Origin of the sequence: Barnesiella sp. (genome assembly GCF_022723415.1) — a bacterium.
Lineage (GTDB): Bacteria > Bacteroidota > Bacteroidia > Bacteroidales > Barnesiellaceae > Barnesiella > Barnesiella intestinihominis.
Window position 1 is genome coordinate 1 of record NZ_JAIJHU010000002.1, and the last position, 26,825, is coordinate 26,825.

A 26,825-nucleotide genomic window follows, 5' to 3' on the forward strand; every position below is an offset into this window, starting at 1 on the left:
GGTATAAAATTTTATACCCATCGTCTCAAATAATAGTAATATTTACTAATCTTAAATTTAAATGACATGGAGAAAAAATTTTTACTAGTGGGAGCGTTATTGCTGGCCGGAGGTTTTTCGACAATGAATGCCGATGTTATTTATGTGACAGAATCCGGTTCGGGCGATGGAACATCGTGGAGTAGTGCCGCCAGTTTGGAAGATGCTCTTAGTTGGGCCGCTGCCGGTGACGAAGTTTTTGTCGCTAAGGGGACGTATACGGGTAGTTTTAAGTTGAGGGCTGCTGCCAAAGTTTATGGGAATTGTGTCGGCACGGAAACCGAACCGCCTACGTATACGACAGCCGAAGGGCTCGAAACTTTTTTGAAGGGTCCCGGAGGAAAACGGGTACTTTATTTGGACGGAAAGGCATCGGAAATTTATGGACTGGATATATCTGGTGGAGATGCATCGACGGAGACCACAGGAGTCGGTCGTGGCGGTGGTGTCTATATTAATAATGGAGGGGCAACTTTGAAGTATTGCAATATTCATGATAATATAGGTGTCGATGGCTCTAAAAATATTTTAGGTTCCAATGGGAAAGCTCTAAAAGGTGTTGGCGGAGGCCTTTATGTCTTGAATGGTAGGTTGGAAAATTGTATTATTGAAAACAACATTGCGACTACTGCTCCGTGGGAAGATACGTCGAAAACTTGGTCTACGGGTATCGGAGGCGGTATTTGCTTGGATGCAACCGAGGGAAATGGGTGTAATCCCGATAATGCCATTGTATTGAATTGTATCATTCGTAATAACAGTACGACTCCAACCGACGATGGGGATTCTTTCCAAAGTCAAGGAGGCGGTATCGCCATCAAGTCGGGTAAATTAATTAATAGCCTTGTTGTCGGGAATTCGGTGAATGGGTCGCTGAATAATCAATCGGTAGGTGGAGGCGTCTGTTGTACTGAAAAAGATGCTTATGTGATTAACTGTACCGTTGCGAAGAACCATGTTCAAGGATTGGGTGGCGGTATCGGATTTCAGACGACAAATGCCGACGGTATGACTGCTACTGTTGCCAACTGTATCGCATGGAACAATACATGTCGTGAAGACGATTATGGTACAGGTAATGCCAATATTCGTTTCGGTAACCCTCAAACAGATGGTAAATTACCGGAAAGAGTGACTATCGGAGCCATTTGTGTACCTGAAAAAACGGTCAGTGCCAGCGCAATTACTTCCGATCCAAAATTTGTCGATGTAGCAGGAGGAAATTATCGTTTGGCAGAAGGTAGCCCTTGTATCGATGCCGGTGATGATCCTGCTATCGAAGGATATGATACCGATTTGGCTGGTAATGCCCGTATATTCGGTACGTCGGTCGATTTAGGTGCTTATGAGGTAACGGACGGTAGTGCCATAGATGATGTTGAAATTCAAGAGGGAGAAGTGGTACGTACTCAGTATTACACGTTGCAGGGTGTAGAGGTTACTTATCCCAGTGTTTCAGGACTTTATATCGTTAAGAAGACCTTCGATACGAAGCAAATAATTACCGAGAAGGTGTTCATCACGGTTAAATAAATATTTCGATGTTTTGTTTGGGTGTATTCGGTAGGGAATTCCGATATCGTCTCAGGCTATTGCTTGCCGAATACCCCTTTTTCAGTCACCGTTAAATCTTTATATCATGAAAACAAATCTACTTAGCTTTTTAGTTTTTACAGTATTTTCATTTCAAAGCGCATATGCTGTAAAATATTTTGTTACCCCAGACGGTAGTGAAGACAGTGACGGATTGAGTTGGGAAACCTCTACTTCGTTGAATGCAATATTGACGTCGACCAATTTGTCGGAGGGAGACGAAATCTTTGTAAAGAAAGGAACATACGTAGCTCCAGAGGGGGCCAGTTTTACTTGTAATAGAGCCGATGTGAAGGTGTATGGAAATTGTGAGGGTACAGAGAGTGAAAAACCTGTTTCTTATCAGTTGGACAATATCGAGACTTTTTTGAAAGGCAGTGGTCGCCGGGTATTGTATTTTAAGACGGCGTCTTACTTTGTAGGGTTCGATATATCGGGTGGGGATGCTTATAATTCTACTGCGGGAGCCGCAGGTCGTGCCGGTGGTGTTTATATCGACCACCCCGATGGAATGATAGAATATTGTATCGTCCACGATAATTATGGATCAAAAACCGATGGCTCCATTAAAGGTGTGGGCGGAGGCGTGTATGCTCGCGGAATCGTAAAGAATTGTATCGTTGAGAATAATATAGCCATAGCAGCCGATGGAAAGAAACCGGGTGTCGGAGGCGGAGTCTGTTTAGATGGTGGGTATTTATTGAATTCCATTATACGAAATAATCATTGTGTCGCAGACGAATCGAACAATACATCGACAGGAGGTAATAATGGAGGTGGTGTTTCGATTAAAACGGGCTATGTCGTGAACTGTTTGGTCGAGGGCAATAAAATTGGCGGGACGGCCAATAATGCCAATTATGGAGGCGGAATAGATTGTAGCATGGTAACCGAACCGGCTGGGGAAGAGATTGTGGCTCATGTAATAAATTGTACGGTCGTAGGAAACGATGCGACGAGTGGCCGCGGCGGTGGTATAGGGTTTGGAAATAAAGGCAGTTCGGAGGTTGTGAATTGTATCATTGTCGATAATGTCGCTCGGTCTGAATCGACACCAGCCGGATCTAACGTTTTTCTGGGACCCGAATCGACGGCGGAAGTTACATATACGATATGGCCTGAATCCGAGGGCGGTGTAGGCAATCTCAATGCCGAACCTCAGTTTGTCGATGGAACTTATATGCTTCAATCTTCGAGTCTGGCGATAAATGCGGGAAATAACGAGGCTATTGGCGATTATGATAAAGATTTAGCCGGAAAAGAGCGGGTTGTTAATGGAACAGTGGATATGGGCGCTTATGAATATGACGGGCTTCCGAGTTCCGTAGAATCGAGTTTTATCGAGTCTGATGAGCCTGTAATAGAAATTCAATATTTTACCTTGTCGGGCCTTCGGTTAGAAAAACCTCAATCCACAGGAATTTATTTGATAAAGAAGATATATGCCTCCCGGAGATATGAAGTCTCGAAGATGGTATTTGTATATAAATAGTTTTTTGGAAGAGTGACTGCACCACTATCCGGTGCAGTCCTTTTTTCGAGGAAATTGGGTTTGTAGTGTTAGATTTTAAATTTATCGAAAAATAACAGAAACAATGGATGAGGTCGTTTTTCAAAGATTTGTCGATGGAGATGATGCGGCATTCACTTTTATTTATAATAAGTATGTCGATCTTCTTTTGCAATATGGCAGAAGTTTGGGATTTGAAAAAGAAGTATTGAAAGATGCCATTCAAGATGTCTTTGTTAAACTATATCTTAATCGGAGGAGCCTTAGCGAAGTGAGGAACTTGAAATATTATTTATTCAGGTCTTTGAAGAATAATTTATTAGATATGTTGAAAGTATCGGTAGATACTTGTAGTATAGATGATTATCAATATAAATTCACTATAAAATGGAATATATTGAATGAGTTGATAGCCGAGGAGGATAAGAAAGAAATAGAAGGAAAATTGAATAAATTACTCAGTTCTCTTACCGGTAGACAACGGGAGATTATATATCTGCGATTCATTCATGAGTTGGAGTATGAAGAGATCGCCTCTCTTATGCACATGACCATACAGTCTTCAAGAAAAGCCGTGTCGAGAGCAATTGGTAAAATGCGAAAGTTGAAAGTGGCTTTTCTTTTTATAATAATCTGTTTATGGTAAAGAAAATTGGAAAAAGAGGGGACAAAAAATGGATTTTGTCGTCTGTATAATAAAAGAAATTTGAAAAAAAATATATCCAAACGATAGAGATGAAAACAAGGGCAGAATATAATATTCTTGATTTTCTTAAAGATGATTCGTTTTTAAGAAGTGTTTTGCTTTTGACCGACGATGATGTTGAATTTTGGGATAATTATGTTTTAGAGAATCCTGAGAAAAAACAAGAAATTGAAGCGGCGAAACAACTTCTTTCGTCTATGACATTCGATGATGAAACTTATTCCGAACAGGAGAAGCTGGAACTTTTGGAGCATGTCAACGATCAAGTGAAATCGATACGGAGGCATCGTTTGTATGTGGGCTTTTATAAGATTTTTGCAGCGGCATGTATCGTCGCTTTACTTTCGGTAGGTGTTTATTCTTTTTTTGCTCCTTTTACTTCCGATAATCAAGTAGCGACGATAGAGAAGAACCGATCTAATTTTGAGAAAGATACCCGATTGGTCATTGCCGGGGAAAGGACGATTCCTCTTGAAGAGGGGGACGATGTGTTGTATGGAGGCGGCGAGGCGACTATTTCGTCGATAAACCAGCAGGACGAACGATATGCAGTAGATGTAAACGATAGTAAGGTCGAATATAATGAATTGATCGTGCCTAAGGGTCGCAGAGCTTCTCATTTGGTATTGGAAGACGGTTCGAAGGTTTGGGTCAATTCGGGCTCGACGTTTCGTTTTCCGACAACTTTTGAGAAGAATAAACGAGAAGTATATGTCGATGGCGAAATTTACATCGAGATTGCCAAAGATGCCGAAAGGCCGTTTTTTGTAAAAACTTCGGAAATGAGTGTGAGGGCATTGGGTACTCGATTTAATGTGATGGCTTATCACGATGAGTTGGCTCAGTCTGTTGTCTTGGTTGAAGGATTGGTCGAGGTTCAATCGAATGATGAATCGAAAAAGAAAATTTTGCAACCTGACCATATGCTGACTTTGGCGAGCAACTCTATGGATATTACTGCGGCGAATACGTATGATTTTATCAGTTGGAAAGATGGATTGCTTCAATTCCGCAGCCAGCCGTTGTCGATGATATTGGCGAAAATTTCCAGACATTATGACCTTTATATCGATTGCGAAAAGGATATTAAAGATTTGAAATGCAGTGGAAAGTTGGTTTTGTTCGATGATCCGAAAGACGTATTGGAAACTATTTCCCGTACGATTTCATTGGAAAAGGCCGATTCTAAAACGGTTCCCATGTCGTATGAAATGAACGGAAATACTATTTTATTGAAGAAGAGAAGTTAATTATAAAACTTGTTAACTACTAATACAGAAAAACTTATGTTACCTTGGAAAAATCTATTTGGAATGTATGGGAGAGGGCATTTCTGTAATAAATTGAAACGTTCGATTCTATTACTTTTTTTGCTGGGTATGTTCCCGTATGCATGGGGCCAGCAAACCAATGTATCTCTCAATTTGAGAAATGTTCCTATTAAAAGTGTTTTGTCTCAAATTGAGAAGTCGACCAATTATTATGTTTTTTTCTATACGGATAATTTGAACTCCGAATTGTCTAAAAGGGTGAATGTTACAGTCAATAATACGCCGGTTGTTACTGTCTTGAACCAGATTTTCAGTACAACGAATATTTCTTATGAAATAAAGAATAAACGTCAAGTGAGTTTATTTCTGGTAGAGAAATCGTCACCGAAAAGTAAGGCTCAGGCTGTAAAGTCAAATAAGATACAGATTACGGGAACCGTTTTCGATGCCAATAACGAACCGTTGATTGGCGCCAGTGTTCGGGTATTGGGGACGACGATTGGTTCTATGGCCGATATAAACGGGGCATTTAAGCTGGAAGTTTCCCCCGGAGATGTATTGGAAGCCTCTTATATAGGATATAATCCTCAGCAGGTAAAGGTCGGTTCACAAACCCGGTTCCAATTTGTTTTGGAGGAGGTTGCCAATACGTTGGACGACATCGTTGTTGTCGGTTATAGTTCACAGAAAAAAGAAACGGTTACCGGTTCTATCTCTATGGTAACCACAAAGGATCTTTTACAATCGCCGCAAGCTAATATTAGCAATGCACTCGGCGGTAGGATTCCCGGATTGTTGAGTGTGCAACGAAGCGGTGAACCGGGGCAAGACATGTCTACGTTGCGTATACGCGGTGTCGGTACTTTCGCCAGTGATGCGGAATCACAGAATCCTTTGATAATGGTAGATGGTATCGAAGTGAATAACTTGAACGATATAGACCCGAACGAAGTGGAGTCGTTGTCTATTTTGAAAGATGCTTCGGCGACTGCCGTATATGGTGTGAGAGGTGCGAATGGTGTTATTTTGATTACGACAAAGCGTGGTGAGTTGGGAAAACCGAAAATTAGTTTTTCGACAAATGTCGCTATCACGAATTTCCCGTTTTTGCCCGAACCGATGAATTCGTATGAATATGCAAGGGCTTATAATGAGGCTCAGGCTTACGATTATTATTCTCAGTTATCGTATATTCCACGTTACTCTGAGGAAGCTATCGAAGCATATCGAACCGGTTCTGATCCTCTGTTTTATCCAGATATCAATTGGTATGATTATATGTTGAAGGATTTCTCGACTCAGACTCAGACAAACTTTAATGTGAGCGGGGGAACCGAGCGGGTGAAATATTTCGTTTCATTGGGTGTGTTTACGCAGAACGGTATGTTGGATACCGGTATATATGACCCGGGGTATAGCTATCAAATTGCATTCAGACGCTATAATATGCGTTCGAATTTCGATATAAATGTTACGAAAAACCTGTTGTTGAGTTTAGATATTTCTAACCAGATGGGAAATTTGCAGAACCCCAATTGGAGTACAGGACAAATTATGGAGTCGTTGAATTCGACACCGTCTAATGCTGCACCGGGAGTGATTGACAACAAGGTTGTGACGATAACCGATGTATTCGGTAGCGGGCGCAATCCTGCCAGTCCTTATACGAGAGGTTGGAAATCGAAGTATGAAAATAATTTGAATTTATCGGGACGGTTCACGTATAAAATGGATTATTTATTGAAAGGTCTTTCTTTGCGTGGAGCTCTTTCTTACAAGAGTTATAGTACAGAAACGAAGACCTATAATGACCGTGGAATAACCTATGACTTGCGAAGAGCCGGCGATGAGTTGATTTTTGTTCCGTCTACCGATCCCGGGAAATTGACTTATCAAGGAACAAATAGCAGGAATATACGCATTTATTCGGAAATCGGAGCGGAATATACCGGCAAGTTCGGGGAGCATACGGTAACGGGATTGGTCTTGTACAATCAAGGGAAATATTATAATCCTACATTAAAGTATAATATTCCTAATGGATATCAAGGATTGGTCGGTCGGGTTACGTACAATTACGGCAACCGTTATTTGGCCGAAGTAAACGTAGGATATAACGGTACTGAGAATTTTGCCCCGGGCAAACGTTTCGGGTGGTTTCCTGCGTATTCGTTGGGGTGGGTTTTGACCGAGGAGCCTTATTTCCCTCGAAATGAAGTCTTGTCATTCTTGAAAATAAGAGGGTCGTATGGAACCGTAGGTAACGATAAAATCGGTGGAGACCGCTTTTTATATTTGCCATCGGTATATACCTATACAGGTAGCAATTCGTATTATTTTGGAGAAGTGGGTTCGTCATATGTGGGATATGTGGGGTCTAACGAGAGTAAGGCCGGTAACCCTGATTTGACATGGGAGAAAGCAATCAAATGGAATGTTGGGGCCGATGTTAAATTTTGGGGAGATCGCATAGGTTTAACGTTCGATTACTTTATGGAGCATCGGGATAATATCCTTTGTAACCGTAATACGGTTCCTACTATCATCGGTATTTCGGCATCGAATCTTCCGGCTTATAATATGGGTCGTATGAGAAATTCTGGTTGGGACGGAGAAATTTCTGTCGGCGATCGTATTGGTGATTGGAGCTATTTTGTAAAAGCTAATTTTACGTATGCCCATAATAAGATTTTGGAACAAGACGAAGTTATCCGTAATGAAGATTATCTCTATCGGACAGGATTACGTTACGGGCAATTCTTCGGTTATGTGGCCGATGGAATTTTCAACTCTTGGGAAGAGGTAAATGCCGCAGGACGACCCGAGTATGTGATGGCTAACAATAATAATAAGATACAGCCGGGAGATGTTCGTTATGTGGATATTAACGGTGACGGCAAAATCAATGACGATGACCAAGTTCCTATCGGGTATTCCAATTTTCCGGAAATCATGTATGGAATTTCATTAGGAGGGTCTTATAAAAATCTCGATATTTCATTGCTGTTTCAGGGGGCGACTCACGTGTCCAATATGCCTTCTCGTCGTATTATGCGGGGCTTTTACGAATATACGGGAGCTAATCGTGATTTGTTGAAGAGTTGGAGTTACGAGCGTTTTGTCAATAACCAGAAAATCGTTTATCCTCGCTATGGTGTGAATGGAGTAGGACATAATTACCTAACATCGACTTATTGGTTGGAAGATGCTTCATACCTCCGTTTGAAAAACGTAGAAGTCGGTTATACATTCAGACAAGAATCTTTGAAGAAAGCAGGTATCGGTTCGATCAGAATCTATGTAAATGGAAGCAATTTATTGACATGGACCGATATGTTACCCGGACAGGATCCCGAAGTCGCCAATGCCGGAGTGACGAATAGCGAACCTTATCCTGTTACACGGGTATTCAACTTCGGGCTCAATGTTAATTTTTAATTGGATAGTAACGACCTAAAATATTATACCATGTATTTGAAGAATATAAATTTGAAAAGGCTTAAACAGCTTGTTTCTCCCTTACTAATCTTATTAGTTCTGGTGTTGCCGGTCGCTGTCGTATCGTGCGAAGATATGATGGGAAACTATTTGGAAAAACCGCCGGGAGGAGATGTGACAGAAGATACTATATTTTCATCGAGAACACAAGTGGAGACATTCTTAACGAGTATTTATCAGATGGGTATCCATTCTAATTTGGGGTATGCTTCGGCGAACTCGAATGTTTATTCCAATAGGGACGAGAACATTTTCGCCGGAGCTTGCGACGAGGCCGAGACGTGTGCCAACTGGTATCGCATGAACTGGTGGAACGAGGGTTCTATCTCGGCTAATCGTACCGATGATTCTCGATTTGATTATCGTTTTGTAGCTATCAGGAAGATAACGGTTCTTTTGGACAGGATTTATGATGTCCCCGATATTACTCCTGAATATAGAGACCAGTTGATAGCCGAGGCTAAGTTGATAAGAGCGTTGAATTATTTTGAGATGATGAAGCGTTATGGCGGGATGCCTATTATTCGGGAACGCTTGCAGTTGGACGATAATTTGAAAATACCTCGTGCCAGTTTAAGGGAGATGCTTTTTTTCATCTTGCAGGATATTGACGAGGCTTATCCGGCTTTGCTCGATAATGCTTTGCAGAATCTGAGGGGGCGTGTTCATAAGGGAGTAGCGTTGGCGTTAAAGTCTAAAGTATTGCTGTATGCTGCTAGTCCATTGTTTAATACCAACGAGCCTTATATGGATTTCGGGACGAATAATAATCTCATTTGTTTGAACGAACCTAAAAATATGGTGTGGTGGGAGCGTGCTGCCGCAGTTGCCGATTCTTGCATTCGCTGGGCGGAAACGAATGGTTGTTATTTGATTACCGATCAGGGAGTGGATGCCAATTATCAATATAGTTGGGAGGTGTATGATAATCCCGAGATTATTTTAGCCGAGAAGGCCGCTCAGGGTATGGGTTGTTGGAATCGTCCGTGGTCGGGTATTATTCCGGGCTCGATTATTGCCGGTAGTTCGGGTACAAACGGGACGACACCTTTGTTGAACTTTGTGCGTAAGTACGAAGATCGTGACGGTAATAAAGTCGAATGGAACGGCGGCGATGATTTACAAGCGAAGTTGGCAAGTTTGGATAGACGTTTTGCACAGACTATCGCATATAATTTATCTTGGTGGAATTCACAGACGCCCGAGGTTCAGCTTTGGGAAGCCAATGAAGAACTGGGCGTTGCGGCCGGTAAGCATATCAATGATTGTTATGGTGGATTTTGGTTGCATAAGTTAGTCTCTCCGTCTATCATGCGTCCCGATAACCAAGAGCCTGTTCCCAATTCTACACTTTTCCAATTGAATGAAATTTATTTGAATTTTGCCGAGGCTATGAATGAGGCTTATGGACCGGACGATAAACATGGTTATAAATATTCGGCAAGAGAGGCTATAAATATTATTCGCGAGCGTTCGGGACAACCGGCTATTTTGTCGGGTAGTGGAATCTATTCCGATTTTAGGGAATTGGTTCGTAATGAACGAGCTATTGAATTAGCGTTCGATAACCATCGTTTTTGGGATGTGCGTCGTTGGATGATTGCCGAGCAAGAAGGAGTGATGAGTGGAGCTATGTATGGCATTAAGATTTATTGGATTAATTCGAGTCCGCAAGAGTTCCGCTATACGCCCTATTTGTATGAGAACCGTACATTTACGAAAAAAATGTATTTGCACCCGTTTTCTACGAACGAGGTTAATAAGGGATATTTGATACAGAATCCAGGTTATTAATTCAGATGTACTATGATCAACATGAAGATAAAGAAAGATTGCCTCATGAAGCATAAAATATTTTTGCTGGTTCAAGGTTTGTTGTTTACTGGGCTTTTATCTGCTCAGGTGGTTCATACCGATTCGACGTTTTCTGAAAAAATGGTTCCGATTGCTTATGGAGAGCGGGCAGAATGGGAAATGACAGGTGCGATATCTTCTGTAAAGGGAGATGAAATGTCGAAGTCGTTTACCACGAATGTTGCAAATACTTTATATGCGAGACTTCCGGGACTTACAGTGGGTCAACAGAGTGGAGAGCCCGGGAACGATGCCCCTACGTTGCATGCTCGCGGTATAAGCACGTTTGGAACAGGGCGGGACGTTACTATTATAATTGACGGTTTCCCTTCTACGTTGGAATTATTTCAACAGTTGACGCCTCAGGAAATAGAGTCGGTTAATTTGTTAAAGGATGCTGCCTCTGCGGCGATATATGGGAATAAGGCTGCCAATGGTGTATTGCTTGTAAAGACAAAGAGAGGTGTGAATGCACCTTTGGAACTGAAACTGGGCATTCGCTTCGGTATGCAGCAGGCCATGAGGTTACCGGATTTTTTAGGATCGTATGACTATGCCCAGTTATACAACGAAGCTATGGTTAACGATTTAGGTCCGGGCTCTGAGGTGTATTCTCCTGCCGATTTGGAGGCTTATAAGAATGGAACGGATAAATATAGGTATCCGAATGTAAATTGGTATAATCAACTGCTTCGAACTCTTTCGCCGATTGCCGACTATGATTTGTCGGCAAGAGGTGGTTCCGATGTCGTACGATACTTCGTTTTGTTGAATGTCGCGACGAATAAGGGATTATATAAGGGTACAGAAAAAGAGTCGGATTATACGAAGGACTTTTCGTATACGCGATATAATTTCAGGACGAATGTCGATGTGAAATTGTCGAAACGCATCTCTTCGGAATTTACTTTGGGGGGAAGTGTAGAGGATCGTGTGAATCCTGGGCGAGTAAGGAATGACGTAAGCGGTGAATATAGTACGAATGTATTCAATTTAATGGCAAAACTTCCGCCCAATGCGTTTCCGATTTATCATGAAAATGGCCAAATAGGAGGTAATTCTGCCTATTATAATCCGTGGGCAGAGATTACAGAAACAGGATATTATTCTACGAATAAGCGATCTGCACAATTGTCCGCTAAGTTAATAGGCGATTTGGGTATGATTACCCCGGGGTTGAGTATTTCGGGAGCGGTCGGTTTCAATACGATATATAAATCGTATACCATAGCATCTAGGGATTATGCCCGATATGATATGTCCGGACAACAGTTTGGTGAAACCTCTTCTATGTCTATAAGCGAAAGTGCGTATAATCAATGGCGGAATTTTGTCGTTCATGGTTTTGTGAACTATGATAGGGTTTTCGGAGAGCATCATGTGGATGCTATGTTGATGGGTGGTTATGAGGAATATAACGTATCATCTACCGATTTACCGTATAAGGATATCGTTTCGGGTGGTCGCTTGACTTATTCTTACGATAAGCGGTACGTTGCAGAGTTTTCCTTTGCTTACTCGGGCAACGATAATTATGCACGCGGAAAACGTTTTGGATTTTTTCCGGCCGGATCGTTGGGGTATGTGATTTCTAATGAAGAGTTCCTAAAAGGTAACAAAATAGTAGATTACCTTAAATTGAGGGCTTCGTATGGACTCACAGGGAATAAAGATAACGGATCTACAAGATTCCCGTATAATCAGTATTATACAGGTGGAAACTATTATCTCGGTCAGTCGAATGCTGCATCGTATTATTACGTTCAGAATTATTATGCCAATCCAGATGCTACATGGGAAAAAGACAGAAAATTTAATATCGGTATCGATGCCGTTCTTTCCGATAGATTAAGCATTACGGCTGATTATTTCAAAGAAAAGCGATATGATATTTTGACGATGCCGTATGATGTACTTCCTAGTTTTGTAGGATTCAAGCGTCCTGAACTGAATATTGGGCGGGTGAGTAACCAAGGATTCGAGGCTGTGGTGCGTTATACCGGAAAAGAAACCAAAGATTTGACGTGGTTTGTGGAGGCAAGTGCTTGGTTTGCAAGAAATAAAATATTGTATAATGCCGAGGCTCCTCAAAATTATGCTTATCAGTATAGAATCGGGCATAGGGTTGATCAACCGTTTTTGTTAGAAGCACTGGGGTTCTTTAACGACCAAAACGAAATAGATAGTTCGCCGAAGCAGACTTTTGCAGCGGTTCAACCGGGCGATTTGAAGTATGCCGATTTAAATAACGATAAAAGAATCGATTCGGAAGATTTTAAAGCCATAGGTTATACCGATGTCCCTGAGTGTACTTTGGGTTTGCATGCGGGATTGACATATAAGGGTTTTGATTTCGATGTTTTATTTCAAGGAGCTTTGAATCGGTCGGTTTATTGGAGCGGCTCATATTTCGAAGCCTTCCAGAATGATGGACAGATTTCTTCTATTGCACTGAATAGGTGGACAGAGGATACAAAATCGACAGCTACTTATCCTCGGCTTTCGGCCTCCAATAATCTGAACAATTATCAGTCTTCTTCTTTTTGGCAGAAGAACGGTGATTTTTTGAAACTTCGTTCTTTGGAGATAGGGTATACAATTCCGAAGAATTTGACTCGAAAGATAAAAATTGAAGGAGTAAGAGTTTTCATGAATGGGACTAACTTGTTCTCGTTAGACCATATGGCCGGATTTACCGACCCGGAGACTATGACCGGTTATCCGGCAATGAGAACGGTGAGTTTAGGACTTAGTGTTCAACTTTAATATTAAAATTAAGTATTATGAAACCATATAAGATTCCGGTTATTGTCGGGCTATTGTTTTCGGTAGTTTTCTATTCGTGTGACGATCTCCTCGATCCTAAGGCGGAGACTAATTTAACAGAAGAGTTTGCTAATGTTTCGTATAATAATACATTGGCTCGATCGATAGGTCTTTATTCTTATTTGCCAGATGGTCTTTCTTATCTGGACGGGGCAATGATGGCAGCTGCGAGCGACGAGGCTGAATATACTTTGGAAACAGCTTCTATTCATGGTTTTAACGTAGGTAGCTGGAATGCCAATAATAATCCAGACGGATCGGCGTGGGAACGTAACTTTGAAGGAATATTTGCTGCGAATTTATTTTTGAAAGAATCTGACGAGGTCGATTTGGATTATTTGAAATATGACCCTACAAAACAGCAAGATTATCAGAATCGATTGAATAATATTCATCGATGGAAATATGAGGCTCGTTTTTTGAGAGCTTACTATTATTTCGAATTGGTGAAGCGGTATGGCGGTGTTCCTATTATAACGGAACCGCTGGGTTTGAAATCCGATTTGTCGACTTTTTCGAGAGATTCCTTATCTGCTTGTATAAGGTTTATTGTCAGTGAGTGCGACTCGGCTGCGGCAGTTTTACAGGCTCCCGATAGAATGACCGACGTTGCCAATAATTTGGGTCGTGCAACGAAAGGAGCTGCTATGGGGTTGAAGTGTAGAGCTCTACTTTATGCGGCTAGCGATTTGTTTAATAAGCCAGAGGAGTGGGCTCCCGGTTATACTCATAAAGAATATATTTCCATGCAAGACGGGAAGAGCCAGCAAGAACGTTGGGAGGAGGCCGCTGCGGCTTGTAACGATTTTATTACGACTTTGGGAAATAAATATCCGATGGACGAGTATCGTTTAATACGGGATTATCAGAATGGTGAGATAATATTCGACAGACGATACGGTTCGACCAATACTTTTGAAAAGAATAATTATCCGGTTGGATATAATTTGGGACAGAGCGGGAATACGCCTTCACAGAATTTGGTGGATGCTTATGAGATGATTGACGGTACTCCGTTTGATTGGAATAATCCAGAACATAAGTCCAATCCTTATGCCAATAGAGACCCTCGGTTAGCGATGTCGATTTTGACGAATAACGTGGAATTCAAGGATCGTACGATCGAAGCATGGACCGGCGGTCGAGATGGAAAGGGTGTTATTCATGCCACGCGTACCGGCTATTATATTTATAAATTCATAGATCCTAATTTAGATTTGTTGCAGAACCGTACGAGTGTGCATCATTGGGTAATAATGAGATACGCCGAAATCTTATTGAGTTATGCAGAAGCCATGAATGAGGCTTATGGGCCTACGGGTAATGTTGGTTACCGGTTAAATGCCGTCAGGGCTTTGAATCAAGTGAGGAATCGAGTCGGTGTTGAAATGCCGGCTGTACCTACGGCTATATCGAAAGAGGAGTTGAGAGAAAAGATTCGGAACGAACGTCGGGTGGAATTGGCTTTCGAGGATCATCGTTTTTGGGATGTGCGTCGTTGGATGATTGCGCCAGAGACATTGGGCGCACCGCTTCGGGGCGTGGAAATAACGAAAATTTCAGATGAAGAGTTCGAATATAACCCCATTGAGGTGGAAAAAAGAACATTCGAGCCGAAAATGTATTTATATTCGATTCCTCAGGCCGATCTTAATACGACCGGTTGGGTACAGAATCCACTTTGGTAAAGAGATAATAACTAATAAACACGAAATAAGATGAAATCAATGATAAAAAATCGTCTTTTACTTGTGACTGCAATTTGCTTTTTGTTTGCGGGTACATCATGTCAATACGATGAAATTGTAGATATTCCTTATCCCGAATCTTTGGTTTATTTACCGATAGCTGTTAATGGGAGTATTTCACCTGACGGTGTCTATACGATTGAAGAAGGAGCATCGACGGCGTGGGTTTCTCCTACGCCGGGACAACCGATGAAATATACAGTGAGGAACGCCGATAATGCCTTTGTCATTCCGTTGGGTATTTATCGTTCGGGTACGGGAAAAACTATTAAAGGCTCTGTAAATGTTTCGGTAATGTTGAATGCGGATACGGTTCAAACCTTGATAGATAATGGTGTTTTGACCGATGTGGAAGTTGTGCCTTCTGAATATGTCCTTCAAATACCACAAAATATCCAAATACCCGATGGGAAAAACGAAACGACTTTTGATGTCTCCGTGGCATTAGATTTTTTGAGAAAAGATGCTCCTAAAAAGTATGCTATGGGTATTGTGATTTCTGATGAGAATAATCGTGTGAATAAACAGCTGAATACAGGCATTATATTGATTGATACGAAAATAACGATACCAGTAGCTACATTTACTACACAACTCGACGGTAGCTCATTCGATACGTTCGTATTTACTAATTCTTCTCTTTATTGGGATTTCTTTTCGGGCGAGGAGCCTTTTTCTTGGGATTTTGGAGATGGGTCGGCGATTTCGCATGAAATTAATCCGAAACATCAATATGGAGCTGTTGGCGATTATAATGTAACATTGACGGTAAGGGGGATTACAGGCGAGACGGTTACGGTAACCAATACGGTTTCTGTGAAAAGTAATTAAACAGATAATTTAATTTTTATACGATGAAAAAGATATGTAGTAGTATTTTTAGGGTGTTGGTTATTCCGTATGTAATGTGCGGATTTGTTGCCGCCCAAAACAGTTACACGTTGAATGGGCTTTCGGAGTTAAAGGAGTTTACGGCCGGTTCGGTGGAAGAGACTGTTGAGAATTTGACTTTGATTGAACCGGAGGGAAGCGAGATGATTCCAGAGTCAGAGATTTTGAAATTGACCGATAGAGTAAAGAAAATTACGGGAACGTTGACGATGGAAGGTCTTTCTCAATTGACTACTACAACAGGGTTGATAGATGTGATCGATTGTAGTGAAGCCGGTTTTGTGTTTAGGGATTGCCCTGTATTGAGCGATATGGATGCATTTGCCGATGAAGATAAGTTCTCGGTTATTCATGGCGATTTTATTATAGAAAATTGTCCCCAAGTCATGACGGGTGCGGCTACGGCACATCTTGATAAATCTTTTTCGAAGATACGTGAGGTACAGGGCGATTTGAAGTTGACCAATATAACCACTGCAATGAATAAACCACAAAAGATATTCCCTTATTTGGAAAAAGTAGAAGGTGATTTTGTGGTCGATGGGTGTAGTCGTCTTTATTATTTCACCAATGGGGATAATACAGAGAACATGCCTTTGACTTATATCGGAGGAGATTTGGTGCTGACGAATAATCGGTCTTTGCAGCGATTGAACGGTTTTGGTTCTTTAAAACATTTAGGGGGTAATGTTTCTATTTTAGATAACGGTGCGATACCAGAAGAGCCCTCTGATGACAATGTTATCGGATTTTGTAAAATCAAATATTATGAAATGGCTGGTATATTGGACGAAGAAGCCACGGTACAGTTGGGGCGGTCGACCAGCCTGATTGATTTTAATAGTTTGTCACCGTGTCCTTACGAGGTGGTTGAAGATATAAGTGGAACGTTCAAAGCTGTGCCGGCCAATCGGTTTCTCAATTCCATTGGCATGAATACATCGATAAACAGTAGGGGTGAAAATGTGAATACCACCGAGGAGATTATGCGATATTTGGGTGCTCGGTGGATTCGTACGAGTGTGGGGGGCAGTGTGAGCTCGCTTACTAATCTGCCGGAGACTTCGTTACCGGGAGCCGGCACGTCGATAGCTTCGTATAAACAATTGTATGATAATGCCGGTATTCGGTTCAGTGCAGGACTGGGAGCCGGGGGACAGGAACGGAATATTCCCAATTTAATAAATAATGTCAAGCGAATTATCGATGCGACTTCTCCGGACGCAATTATTGCGATCGAAGGGAACAACGAGCCTAATAATAGAAATTGGTATGTAATTTTTGAAGGAGAAGTCGGCGGAGGGAATAAAGAAGGAAAAAATAATTGGAAGCCGGTGGCTCGTATGCAGAAGAAGTTGTATGAAGATGTGAAAGCCGATCCCGTGTTGGGGAAAGACGGGTATAATTATCCGGTTTGGAGCCTTACGTATGGTGGAGCTTCGGGAGAAAATGTCGGGTTACAGTATCTCAAAGTTCCAGAGGACGATATGGCAGTTCCCGAGGAATTCAGAGGAGTAACTTTTGCCGATGTCGCTAATTTACACAACTATTTTAATCATCCGAGTTTCAAGTTTCCACAAAATAATCAGACATGGAGAGCCGCTGAGCCGAGTACGAATGTGCCACCGGGTTGCGATGTGCTGTATCGGCATTTCGGTGTGACGTGGTTAAATAAATACAAAGGGTATTTGACCGATGAGGAGTTAGAGGCGTTACCTCGTGTCACGACTGAAACTGGGTCTACGATAAGCGATGCTGTGACGGAAGAGATGCAGGGATTATTATATATGTCGCTTTATCTTGCACAATTCGCTCAGGGATTTGATTACACGGCCATGTATTTGCTGACCGACCGACGAGATGAATCGGGAAACCAAAGTTTCGGTTTTTACGATAAGTTTTATAATCCGAGACAATCGGCTCATTATCTTCATAATTTAACGACTATTCTAAAAGATGATAAAGATATTGACGAACCGGGTGAATTAACTTATTCTATTACAGGCCGCACGATAACTGTTCATGATTTATTGCTCCAAAAGAATAACGGGACCTTTGAATTGGTCATCTGGGGAGAGAAGTATGAAGGTGGTAGCGATCGGATAACTGTCGGTTTTGATCAAACTTATGACGAGGTATGGGTTTATAATCCGACTAAGGGGACTGCTCCCGAAATGGTATTGAACAATGTGAATTCAATAGAGTTGGATATCTCTAATCATCCTTATGTTATTGAAATAGGGGAACATCCAGAATCTTCTGTGGAGGATATGAAAAACGATGATTTCCAGATTCGTGCATTCCCGAATCCTGTAATTAGGAATTTAACGATTTATTCCGATACGGAAATAGGAAAAGTTTCCTTGTTCGATATGATGGGCAATTGTGTCTATACGGGCAGAGTATATGACAAAGTTTACACTGTTGATATGGATAACTTGCCTGCGGGTGCTTATATACTGAGTGTTCTCGATGAGTCGGGCAACTGTATAAAAAAGCAGAAAGTGATAAAGTCTTAATCTTGTCGGGTTGAATTGCTAATTTTTTAGATATCTTATATTATGAGAAATTTATTGTGGATATTATCAGGAGTTTTGTTGGTTACTGCATGTAATAATATTTCTTCATCTGATGGAAATGAAGACGTGCTTTCCTTTGTTAATCCGTTTATAGGAAATGCCGATAATGGACATACTTTTCCCGGAGCATGTGTGCCATTTGGGTTTATACAAGCAAGTCCAGAAACAGGGAACGATGAGTGGAAATACTGTTCGGGATTTAATATTGCAGACGATTCTATCATGGGATTTGCCCAAAATCATTTGAATGGAACCGGTTGTCCCGATTTGGGAGATGTATTGATATTCCCTTTTAGCGGAGATGTGAAAAATGGCATATATAAAAGTGCATATGATAAAGCGACTCAAACGGCATCACCCGCATATTATAAGGTGAAATTGACCGATTCGGATATAGATGTCGAGGTGACAGCGACACAGCGTACCGCTTATTATGTATGTACTTATAATTCTGATGCGCCCGCACGAATGTTGTTGGATATGCAAAGTGGAGTCGTGTATAATCAGGACCATTTGAAAACACATGTTTTGTATGCCGACATGAATATGCCTGATAATTGGACTATAACCGGACATCAAGAAGTTAAAAATTGGGTACGACGCCATTTCTTTTATGTGGTAAAGTTCGATAAGCCCTATACCGTGAAGGAGGTATTGCCAGCTCGTGAAGGGGAGAAAGCCAAACGAATGATTTTAGAGTTTGATTTAGAACCGGGAGAATCGGTACAGATAAAAGTCGCTCTTTCAACAGTTGGTATCGAGGGGGCTCAAAGTGCTTTGTTAACTGAGAGTCCCGATTGGGATTTCGAAGCGGTTAAAAAAGAGAGTCAGGATTTATGGAGGGAATTGTTGTCGAAAGTTTCTGTGTCAGGAACGAAAGAGCAAAAAACAAATTTTTATACATCGTTATATCATCTGTATATTCAGCCTAACGATATTGCCGATATAGATGGAAAGTATAGAGGTGTTAATGACAGTGTGTTCGTTTCTAAATCAGGCACATATTATTCGACGTTTTCTTTGTGGGATACCTATCGGGCTGCACACCCTCTTTATACGATTTTGATCCCCAAACGAGTACCCGGAATGATAAATAGTTTGTTGGATTATCAGAAGGTACAAGGGCATTTGCCGGTTTGGACGTTATGGGATAAAGAGACATATTGCATGATAGCCAATCATGCGGTTCCTGTCGTTGTCGATGCCTATTTAAAAGGGGTTAAAGGATTTAGTCCAGAAGATGCCTATAATGCGATTAAGGCTTCGTTGACGGTGAGTCATAAAAAATCGGATTGGGAAACTTATGATAAATATGGTTATTATCCATTTGATATAACTACGGTAGAATCGGTATCCCGGACATTAGAATCCGCCTACGATGATTATTGTGCTGCGCAAATGGCAAAAGCAATGGGTAAGGATAAGGATTATGAGTTTTTTATGAAACGGGCCAGTGCATATAAATCGTTATTTGATCCCGGCACGAAGTTGATGAGAGGAAAGGACTCGAAAGGAAAATGGCGTTTTCCGTTTAATCCGTTTTTGTTGTCTCATGCAGCCAGCTGCGGTGGGGATTATACCGAAGGTAACGCATGGCAATATACTTGGCATGTGCAACACGATGTGGCGGGTTTAATTGATTTAATGGGTGGAAAGGAATCTTTTGCTATGAAATTGGACTCGTTGTTTATGTTGGATACGATAGCCGAGAATACAGGCTTTGTCTCGGACGTCAGTGGATTTATCGGGCAGTATGCACATGGGAATGAGCCGAGTCATCATGTCGTTTATTTGTATAATTACGTGGATCAACCGTGGAAAACCCAAGAGTTGATACCAGAGATATTCGAACGATTCTATAAACCGAAACCCGGTGGTTTGTGTGGAAACGACGATTGTGGACAGATGTCTGCATGGTATATTTTTTCTTCGATGGGATTTTATCCGGTAGATCCGATTAGTGGAGAGTATGTTTTAGGTGCTCCACAAATGGATAAAATATCCATTCAGTTGACGGAAGACAGAGCATTTGTCGTAGAGGCGAAGAATCTTTCCAGAAAGAATAAATATGTCAAATCGGTCGAATTGAATGGAAAGCCGGTGAGAGGGTTGACGATCAAGCATGAGGATATAATGAGTGGAGGTCATTTGGTATTTACAATGACCGATGAACCGGTGAAAAGAGTGTTGAAGTAATATAATAATGTTGCCGTATGAGAAGAATAATTGGATTTGTCACGATGTTTTTTTTAGCTGTGACAGTAGTTTTCGGGAAATCTCAGGAGAATGTTATAGATATTACATTTAATAAGTTAGGTGCTGTTTATCATAAAAACGAGTCTGGGAATGCAGTTTGTAAGGTTATAAAAGCAAATAACGATATTACCTATGAGGTTGTGGTCGAGATAGTGGATATCGATAAAAAACCGATTGGTTATAAGAAAACGTACACGCTGTCGAGTCCTTTCGAACGGTATTATTACGTTCCGTTCCAGTTCTCGGAATTGGGCTATTATTATTTGAGCGTAAGTTTTTTACACGGAGATAAAGTCATATTCTCGAAACAGGAAGGTTTTGGCGTGATACCCGATGTGACCCTTACGAAGAAAGATTACGATTCTCCGTTTGGAGTAGGAGCTCATTATGCTCGTTATGGAGACTGGCGGGTGGCCGAGATTCAGCAAGCATTGGGCATTGCTTGGGTCAGAGATGTTGCGAGATGGAAAGATTTTATCGGTACTGCGAGAAATACGCCCGATCCTTTTATCGATTATTTAGACCGACACAATATTTGTTGGTTGCCTATTTTAGACTATGTGGATGCCAATCATGGCTGGCGAGATGAAAATGGTATCTGGCGTTGGGACGAAGATGTGACGAATATCAAAAAATATGTCGAGATGAATGAGAATCGTATTCTTGTTTATGAGTCGCAAAACGAGCCTAGTAATTTTGCAGGGTGGAATAAACGATGGCCCCATCCGCAAGGACAGAAATGGCGTCCGCAGGGTTGGGGTGTCCCTTTTACCGATCTGGTGAAACAGATGCATGATTCTATTAAAGCGGTAAACGGAGATATAAAATTGATTTGGCCCGGAGAGGAAGAGTGGATCGAATATTTCGACGACAATCGGGAAGATGTCGCCAATCATATCGATTTTACAGCGATACACCCATATATATTGTGGAGGAAATATCCCGAAACATCTCCATTCTATGATGGCTTTTATAAAATACAGAAAGAGATGCTTAAAAAACGGAATATCCCGACCGAGATTTGGGTAACCGAAACCGGGTGGACAACTTATCTTCCCGATAGTATACGTCGTCATTTCCCACCTGTAACGGAATATCAACAGGCTCAGTATTTGGTACGTAATTATTTGGTACAGCTTTATTTTGGGGCAGGAAAAATGTTTTGGTATGAATTGGTGGAAGAGCCTTTCGGCGTTCATCATCCAGAGTCGGGATTCGGTATACTTCGATATAATACTATGTTGACTGTTAAGCCGGCAGCGGTAGCATTCGCCAATATGGTTAATAACTATCGATATTTGAAACCGATAGGAAAGTACTTAGCAAAAGATCGTAAAACTTATGGTTTTATTTACGAGAATGAAAAAGAGAGCGGAGCCCCTGTACTGAGTATTTGGAGAGAGGCTGATGAAAAAGAGGAACTTATCCCGGTAAAGTATACGAAGTCATTGACTGGGGTTGATATATTTGGTCGTACCATAGAGATACCCATCATTGATGGTATGGCACATTTACCGTTATCCATGTCTGTTTTGACTGTGAGTGGATTCGATATGGACGATTTGAAAAACTTGTATGAACCCAAAGAGCAATATTGAAATGAAAAAGGTACTGTTGAAAATTTTGTTTATATTCTTTCCGATTATCTTGTTTGCCCAAAACAATTATTACGATGTGGTCGTGGTAGGTGGAACTCCGGGGGGAATTATGTCTGCTATCGCAGCATCGAGAGAAGGGAAAAAAGTGGTGGTTTTAGAACGTTCGGCACATATTGGAGGGCTTCCCGCTAATGGATTGGGGGCTACCGATATTGCGACGCGGGGAGCTACTACCGGTTTGTTCCGAGAGTTTGTTAATTATGTACTGGATTATTATATAGAAAAATACGGGAAAGACTCCGAACAGGTGAAGGTTTGTAGCGATGGGTATCATTTTGAGCCTCATGTAGCGGCTTTAGTTTTTGAAAAGATGCTTGAACCAGAGAGAAAGAATATTACTGTTTTGACCATGCGCCAATTCGATTCCGAAACGAAGAATGTTGTGATGGACGGTGCTGAGATTCAATGTGTCAGAATATACAACAGGGATACCAAGAAATGGGAACAGTATAGTGGTAAAGTGTTTATAGATGCGACTTATGAAGGTGATTTAGGAGCAGCGGCAGGAGTTCCGTATTCGATAGGTCGCGAAGGTAAGGACGAATATAATGAAATAGGAGCAGGGCGTCTTTATAAATTGTGGTTGGGCCCTGAATTAGAAGGAACGACTAATGAAGGCGATGGAAATATTCAGGCATATAATTATCGCCTTTGTTTGACGAATGATCCATCTAATCGTATTTTGCCAGAGAAGCCGAAGAGATATAATCGTAAGGAATACCTTTCTTTGGTAGAGGACGTTTATACAGGTACATTTGCCGGAGTAGAGATGTTGAGTGTTACTCCTGAGATGCAGGTAGCTAACCGAAGACATATCGAAAATGGAGGAACTACACAAATACCGGGCGATCCTTGGGGAATAGCGAAAATTACGAATATGGTTGATTTACCTAACGGAAAAACGGATGCAAATAACCAGCATTTAGCTCTAATCTCGACAGATTTACCCGAAGAAAATTGGCAATGGCCCGAAGAAAATTGGCAATGGCGAGATAGATTTGCTCAAAGATTGAAAGAGTATACGTTAGGATTATTGTGGTTTGCCCAAAATGATGAAGCACTTCCGAAAGCTTTTCGAGATAATGTTAGAGAATGGGGACTGGCAAAAGACGAGTATATCGATAATGGCAATTTCCCGAGACAAGTTTATGTGAGAGAGGGGCGTCGTTTACATGGAGAACATTTTTTTACAGCGAATGATGCTTATCCCGTGGCGAAAGGGAAACGTCCCCCTTTGTATAGCAATAGCATTACTGCTAGTCATTATGCTCTTGATTCACATGCTGTTCATAAACGGGAGAAAGGTAAGATTGCTTTGGACGGATTCTTTAACTATCAAGCGTCGGTCTATACGGTTCCTTTTGGCGTGATTCTGCCAAAAAAAGTCAATAATTTGTTGATTCCAGTACCTGCTTCTGCTACTCATGTAGGCTTTTCTACTTTGCGTATGGAGCCTTGTTGGATGGCATTGGGACAGGCTGCGGGTATAGCTGCCGCTCTTGCGATTGAGCAGAATAAATCGGTGAAAGAGCTCGATATAGAGGATATTCAAGCGGAGTTGCTAAAAGAAAAAACTACCTTAATGTATTTTAAGGATATAACCGTCGATAGTCCAGATTTCGAGATGGTTCAATATATGGGACTTCGAGGGTATATAACCGATTGGGTTGCCGATTTGGACAGACCTATGGATAGGGATACGGCTAAGTCTTGGAGTACGATGTCAGGTATAACGATAGAAAAATTTGAAGGGAAATCTCGTCGAGATATTCTTCAAGCCGTTTATGATTTGATCAGATAAATTTTTACGGTATTATGGGGTATAAAAGTTTCTGTTGTTTGCTTTTGCTTTTAACGGGTAATGTTTCGCTTCGGGCGCAAGGTATAGATGATATTTCTCCTATGGCGATTTACAATATCGGGTTAGTGGGTTGCGATTCCATCGGTGTAAATGTTTTGAAGACTTTTATATCGACCGGTGAAGCTAGATGCGTGGCCGTATTTATGGGGCGTAATTCGAAGCGGTTTTTTGAGAGTTGGTGAAAATGAGGCGAAAAGCGTTTGTTTATAGGGGGTTACGGGGTTGAGTGAAAAATAGGTCGGAAATTCGAAGCGGTTTTTTTCTTTGCATGGGCTTTACATAGGCTTTACAAAAACGAGGGGAAAAAGGCTTTTTGGGGGCCATATCTTTACATCGGGTCGTGAATATTGCTCAAATGGGCTTATAAGTGTGTTTTTTATGGCTGTGTCCGCTCCATCAGAGTCATGGGGTGCACTGATCGGGGGAAGGTGGTTTGGCGGTTTCGCTGCCGTTTTTTTTTGATTTATCTAAAATTATATTATCTATTTTATTCCAAATAATAATTATTTAGTATATTTGGAGGTATAAAAGTTACGATATGGCAAAGGTAATACATGTGCATTTATTGCATAATATAGGCGGAACGAAACAAAAGGACTGGTATTTCAGCAGTATATCGGCGGTATATACAGTTTTGACGGCTGAACAAGTGGGAGCGACGAAGAATTACCTGCTCCATGCCGGGCTGTCCGGGAATGGCACGATATGTACAAAAAGAGCTATAATTAAGCAATCTACGCTTATCTCAGGCAGTAGGAAGACTATCGATCAAGACGAAAAATAACGCCGTTATAATAACTTTCGGACGTTATTCCATAAATGCTGATAGAGAGGGCTGAATGCCCTCTTTTTTTGTATCCGTTTTGATTTGGGGTTACATTAGGGGTTACTGTTAGGAGTTACAAATTTATGAAGTTAGGGGTTATATTAGGGGTTACAAAACAACTATTATTAACGTGTACCCACAAATATAAAAAGGTGCTAAAATGCAAATAAGTCCAATTTTTTGCCATTTTCGAGGAGGAAATCGATATTTATTTTTTTAGTCTTAAACTAAATATTTTATTGATTTACAATATATTAAATTAAATATTTACTTGCATTACATTGAAAAAAGTGTGCGTGCGGCTTATATGTGATACTATGGTAGTGTGTGATGACTACACAAAGTATGGGAAATTAAAGGTCAAATGCTTGCGGACCGCCTAAGTATGCAACCAATTCAGGTTTATTATCTTTTATACGAGACAATGACAGTGCTTTGGGATCCTTTGTATACTCCTCAAATAGATTTAAATATTGAGTTTGGTCTCCCAATATACACAAGTCTCCGGTAAACATATCTTCTCTTGCGTATTTTACGATTTTAGAGAATAACTCTGTTTGGCTATACTTTAAGACTTTCGGGTGAAATTCCTTAATTAAGGCAATGTTTTGCTTTATTTTATAAAAAGACCTTTCATTTATTGATTCGACGTAACAGACTATAACTATTCTTATGGCATGTGCTGCTTCGTCAATTTCTTCTTCTTGGAGTAATTGGCAAATTTCATCACCGTGAAAAGATGTTGTATCGTCAGATGATCCAAAGCTCTCTTCGGTCGTCTGTTGTATTGTCGATATTTCTTCCGCTGTTGCCTTGCGAGAATTCTTTTCTTCAAAGAGACGAATTAAAATTTTAATAATAAAATCTTTTGTAAACTCCATACAAATTGTTAAGGGGGCTTATTATTCAAGGCCGACAGATCCAACCACAAGGGCGAGACCTGTTATCTCATCGAACGGTACATCGAAAGCTGGATATTCCTTGTTATCGGACACTACTGTAATATAACCATCTTTTGTACTCGGCATAAGCCGTTTCACGAGAATACCTTGCTCACGTGTAGCAATGACGTGACATTTATTCCATTGTAAAAATTTTCGGTCTTTAAGTATAGTGCAGGCTATCACGTCCCCGGGGTTAAAATGCGGGTACATGGAAAGACCGGATACTTCGATCATGAAATCCACATTGCAGTAGCGAAACTTGGGTATAACGTAGTATTCTTTTACATCTTTTTCTTCAATAGAGAGGAGACCGTTACCAAAGCCAGCCGCTGCTGTTTCAGTAACCAAAGGAATTGGTTTTACTTTTATATTTCCCAACACGTTCGCCAAAGGCATGGCTTTGGGCTGGTCTGTATTGTCGAGCGGAGTTACAATAGTAGAGTCCACATTGGTTGAGGCATGCTTGAGCATATCCCCTTTTCCCGTAAGCAGCCACTCTATATTGACATCAGGAGCATAGGCAAGAAATTTCGCAATATTATCTTCGCTAATACCATTGCTTTGCTGTAAAATACCTCTTGTAACCCCTGATATTTTATAAAATTCATAGGACGTTACCCCTTTATTCGATAAATAAAGCAAGATATTTTGCTTTATAGCCGACTTTTCTTGTTTGTTTTCTTGCATAGACGAGAAATCTTGTTTATATTTGCAGAGTGTTTAAGTAGTAAACAGCGGCCAAATATACAAAATTGGCTTGAAATT

The 26,825-nt window shown here is 41.0% G+C and carries 17 protein-coding genes; 15 read left to right on the forward strand and 2 right to left on the reverse strand.

Annotation, left to right across the window (positions count from 1 at the left end):
• Nucleotides 1-66: 66 nt before the first annotated feature.
• The 15 genes from QVD32_RS00540 to QVD32_RS00610 all read left to right on the forward strand — a co-directional run bounded on the left by QVD32_RS00540 (nucleotide 67) and on the right by QVD32_RS00610 (nucleotide 25,074).
• Nucleotides 67-1,572, forward strand: coding sequence for a choice-of-anchor Q domain-containing protein (locus tag QVD32_RS00540; RefSeq protein ID WP_021892463.1), 1,506 nt, complete (start codon nucleotides 67-69; stop codon nucleotides 1,570-1,572).
• A gap of 106 nt (nucleotides 1,573-1,678) precedes the next feature.
• Nucleotides 1,679-3,124, forward strand: a complete 1,446-nt coding sequence (locus QVD32_RS00545) for a choice-of-anchor Q domain-containing protein (RefSeq protein WP_118687127.1) — start codon at nucleotides 1,679-1,681, stop codon at nucleotides 3,122-3,124.
• Between the two features lie 103 nt (nucleotides 3,125-3,227).
• Nucleotides 3,228-3,788, forward strand: coding sequence for an RNA polymerase sigma factor (locus QVD32_RS00550; protein ID WP_008862207.1), 561 nt, complete (start codon nucleotides 3,228-3,230; stop codon nucleotides 3,786-3,788).
• Nucleotides 3,789-3,877: 89 nt separating this feature from the next.
• Nucleotides 3,878-5,098 carry a FecR family protein gene (locus QVD32_RS00555; RefSeq protein ID WP_021892465.1) on the forward strand — a complete coding sequence of 407 codons (1,221 nt, stop codon included), beginning with the start codon at nucleotides 3,878-3,880 and terminating at the stop codon, nucleotides 5,096-5,098.
• Nucleotides 5,099-5,134: 36 nt separating this feature from the next.
• Nucleotides 5,135-8,557, forward strand: coding sequence for a SusC/RagA family TonB-linked outer membrane protein (locus QVD32_RS00560; RefSeq protein ID WP_021892466.1), 3,423 nt, complete (start codon nucleotides 5,135-5,137; stop codon nucleotides 8,555-8,557).
• A 51-nt stretch (nucleotides 8,558-8,608) separates the two neighbouring features.
• Nucleotides 8,609-10,411, forward strand: a complete 1,803-nt coding sequence (locus QVD32_RS00565) for a RagB/SusD family nutrient uptake outer membrane protein (protein WP_287709948.1) — start codon at nucleotides 8,609-8,611, stop codon at nucleotides 10,409-10,411.
• A gap of 45 nt (nucleotides 10,412-10,456) precedes the next feature.
• Nucleotides 10,457-13,237: a SusC/RagA family TonB-linked outer membrane protein gene (locus QVD32_RS00570; protein ID WP_229033618.1), complete on the forward strand. Its 2,781-nt coding sequence runs from the start codon at nucleotides 10,457-10,459 to the stop codon at nucleotides 13,235-13,237.
• 17 nt (nucleotides 13,238-13,254) lie between these two features.
• Entirely contained in the window at nucleotides 13,255-14,985 is a 1,731-nt protein-coding gene (locus QVD32_RS00575; protein ID WP_118687128.1) for a RagB/SusD family nutrient uptake outer membrane protein, read from the forward strand.
• Nucleotides 14,986-15,015: 30 nt separating this feature from the next.
• On the forward strand, nucleotides 15,016-15,876 hold the full coding sequence (locus QVD32_RS00580) for a PKD domain-containing protein (protein ID WP_021892471.1): 861 nt from the start codon (nucleotides 15,016-15,018) through the stop codon (nucleotides 15,874-15,876).
• A 23-nt stretch (nucleotides 15,877-15,899) separates the two neighbouring features.
• On the forward strand, nucleotides 15,900-18,455 hold the full coding sequence (locus QVD32_RS00585; protein WP_118687129.1) for a T9SS type A sorting domain-containing protein: 2,556 nt from the start codon (nucleotides 15,900-15,902) through the stop codon (nucleotides 18,453-18,455).
• Nucleotides 18,456-18,497: 42 nt separating this feature from the next.
• Complete coding sequence (locus QVD32_RS00590) at nucleotides 18,498-20,711, forward strand: GH92 family glycosyl hydrolase (protein ID WP_021892473.1); 2,214 nt, start codon at nucleotides 18,498-18,500, stop codon at nucleotides 20,709-20,711.
• A 17-nt stretch (nucleotides 20,712-20,728) separates the two neighbouring features.
• On the forward strand, nucleotides 20,729-22,369 hold the full coding sequence (locus tag QVD32_RS00595; protein WP_021892474.1) for a glycoside hydrolase 5 family protein: 1,641 nt from the start codon (nucleotides 20,729-20,731) through the stop codon (nucleotides 22,367-22,369).
• Nucleotide 22,370: 1 nt separating this feature from the next.
• Entirely contained in the window at nucleotides 22,371-24,230 is a 1,860-nt protein-coding gene (locus tag QVD32_RS00600) for an FAD-dependent oxidoreductase (RefSeq protein WP_046413867.1), read from the forward strand.
• 14 nt (nucleotides 24,231-24,244) lie between these two features.
• Nucleotides 24,245-24,472: a hypothetical protein gene (locus QVD32_RS00605; protein ID WP_287709949.1), complete on the forward strand. Its 228-nt coding sequence runs from the start codon at nucleotides 24,245-24,247 to the stop codon at nucleotides 24,470-24,472.
• A gap of 356 nt (nucleotides 24,473-24,828) precedes the next feature.
• Nucleotides 24,829-25,074, forward strand: coding sequence for a hypothetical protein (locus QVD32_RS00610; RefSeq protein WP_195330952.1), 246 nt, complete (start codon nucleotides 24,829-24,831; stop codon nucleotides 25,072-25,074).
• Between the two features lie 395 nt (nucleotides 25,075-25,469).
• Here QVD32_RS00610 and QVD32_RS00615 read toward each other — a convergent pair whose 3' ends face one another.
• Both QVD32_RS00615 and QVD32_RS00620 read right to left on the reverse strand, forming a co-directional pair.
• Nucleotides 25,470-25,997 carry a hypothetical protein gene (locus tag QVD32_RS00615; RefSeq protein WP_195330954.1) on the reverse strand — a complete coding sequence of 176 codons (528 nt, stop codon included), beginning with the start codon at nucleotides 25,995-25,997 and terminating at the stop codon, nucleotides 25,470-25,472.
• Between the two features lie 21 nt (nucleotides 25,998-26,018).
• Nucleotides 26,019-26,747 carry a S24 family peptidase gene (locus QVD32_RS00620; protein ID WP_287709950.1) on the reverse strand — a complete coding sequence of 243 codons (729 nt, stop codon included), beginning with the start codon at nucleotides 26,745-26,747 and terminating at the stop codon, nucleotides 26,019-26,021.
• Nucleotides 26,748-26,825 lie beyond the last annotated feature (78 nt).

What these genes read in the sequence shown, in the direction of transcription:
- QVD32_RS00540 (WP_021892463.1), top strand. Translation starts at nt 67, where the DNA reads ATGGAGAAAAAATTTTTACTAGTGGGAGCGTTATTGCTGGCCGGAGGT.
- QVD32_RS00545 (WP_118687127.1), top strand. Translation starts at nt 1,679, where the DNA reads ATGAAAACAAATCTACTTAGCTTTTTAGTTTTTACAGTATTTTCATTT.
- QVD32_RS00550 (WP_008862207.1), top strand. Translation starts at nt 3,228, where the DNA reads ATGGATGAGGTCGTTTTTCAAAGATTTGTCGATGGAGATGATGCGGCA.
- QVD32_RS00555 (WP_021892465.1), top strand. Translation starts at nt 3,878, where the DNA reads ATGAAAACAAGGGCAGAATATAATATTCTTGATTTTCTTAAAGATGAT.
- QVD32_RS00560 (WP_021892466.1), top strand. Translation starts at nt 5,135, where the DNA reads ATGTTACCTTGGAAAAATCTATTTGGAATGTATGGGAGAGGGCATTTC.
- QVD32_RS00570 (WP_229033618.1), top strand. Translation starts at nt 10,457, where the DNA reads ATGAAGCATAAAATATTTTTGCTGGTTCAAGGTTTGTTGTTTACTGGG.
- QVD32_RS00575 (WP_118687128.1), top strand. Translation starts at nt 13,255, where the DNA reads ATGAAACCATATAAGATTCCGGTTATTGTCGGGCTATTGTTTTCGGTA.
- QVD32_RS00580 (WP_021892471.1), top strand. Translation starts at nt 15,016, where the DNA reads ATGAAATCAATGATAAAAAATCGTCTTTTACTTGTGACTGCAATTTGC.
- QVD32_RS00585 (WP_118687129.1), top strand. Translation starts at nt 15,900, where the DNA reads ATGAAAAAGATATGTAGTAGTATTTTTAGGGTGTTGGTTATTCCGTAT.
- QVD32_RS00590 (WP_021892473.1), top strand. Translation starts at nt 18,498, where the DNA reads ATGAGAAATTTATTGTGGATATTATCAGGAGTTTTGTTGGTTACTGCA.
- QVD32_RS00595 (WP_021892474.1), top strand. Translation starts at nt 20,729, where the DNA reads ATGAGAAGAATAATTGGATTTGTCACGATGTTTTTTTTAGCTGTGACA.
- QVD32_RS00600 (WP_046413867.1), top strand. Translation starts at nt 22,371, where the DNA reads ATGAAAAAGGTACTGTTGAAAATTTTGTTTATATTCTTTCCGATTATC.
- QVD32_RS00605 (WP_287709949.1), top strand. Translation starts at nt 24,245, where the DNA reads ATGGGGTATAAAAGTTTCTGTTGTTTGCTTTTGCTTTTAACGGGTAAT.
- QVD32_RS00610 (WP_195330952.1), top strand. Translation starts at nt 24,829, where the DNA reads ATGGCAAAGGTAATACATGTGCATTTATTGCATAATATAGGCGGAACG.
- QVD32_RS00615 (WP_195330954.1), bottom strand. Translation starts at nt 25,997, where the DNA reads ATGGAGTTTACAAAAGATTTTATTATTAAAATTTTAATTCGTCTCTTT.
- QVD32_RS00620 (WP_287709950.1), bottom strand. Translation starts at nt 26,747, where the DNA reads ATGCAAGAAAACAAACAAGAAAAGTCGGCTATAAAGCAAAATATCTTG.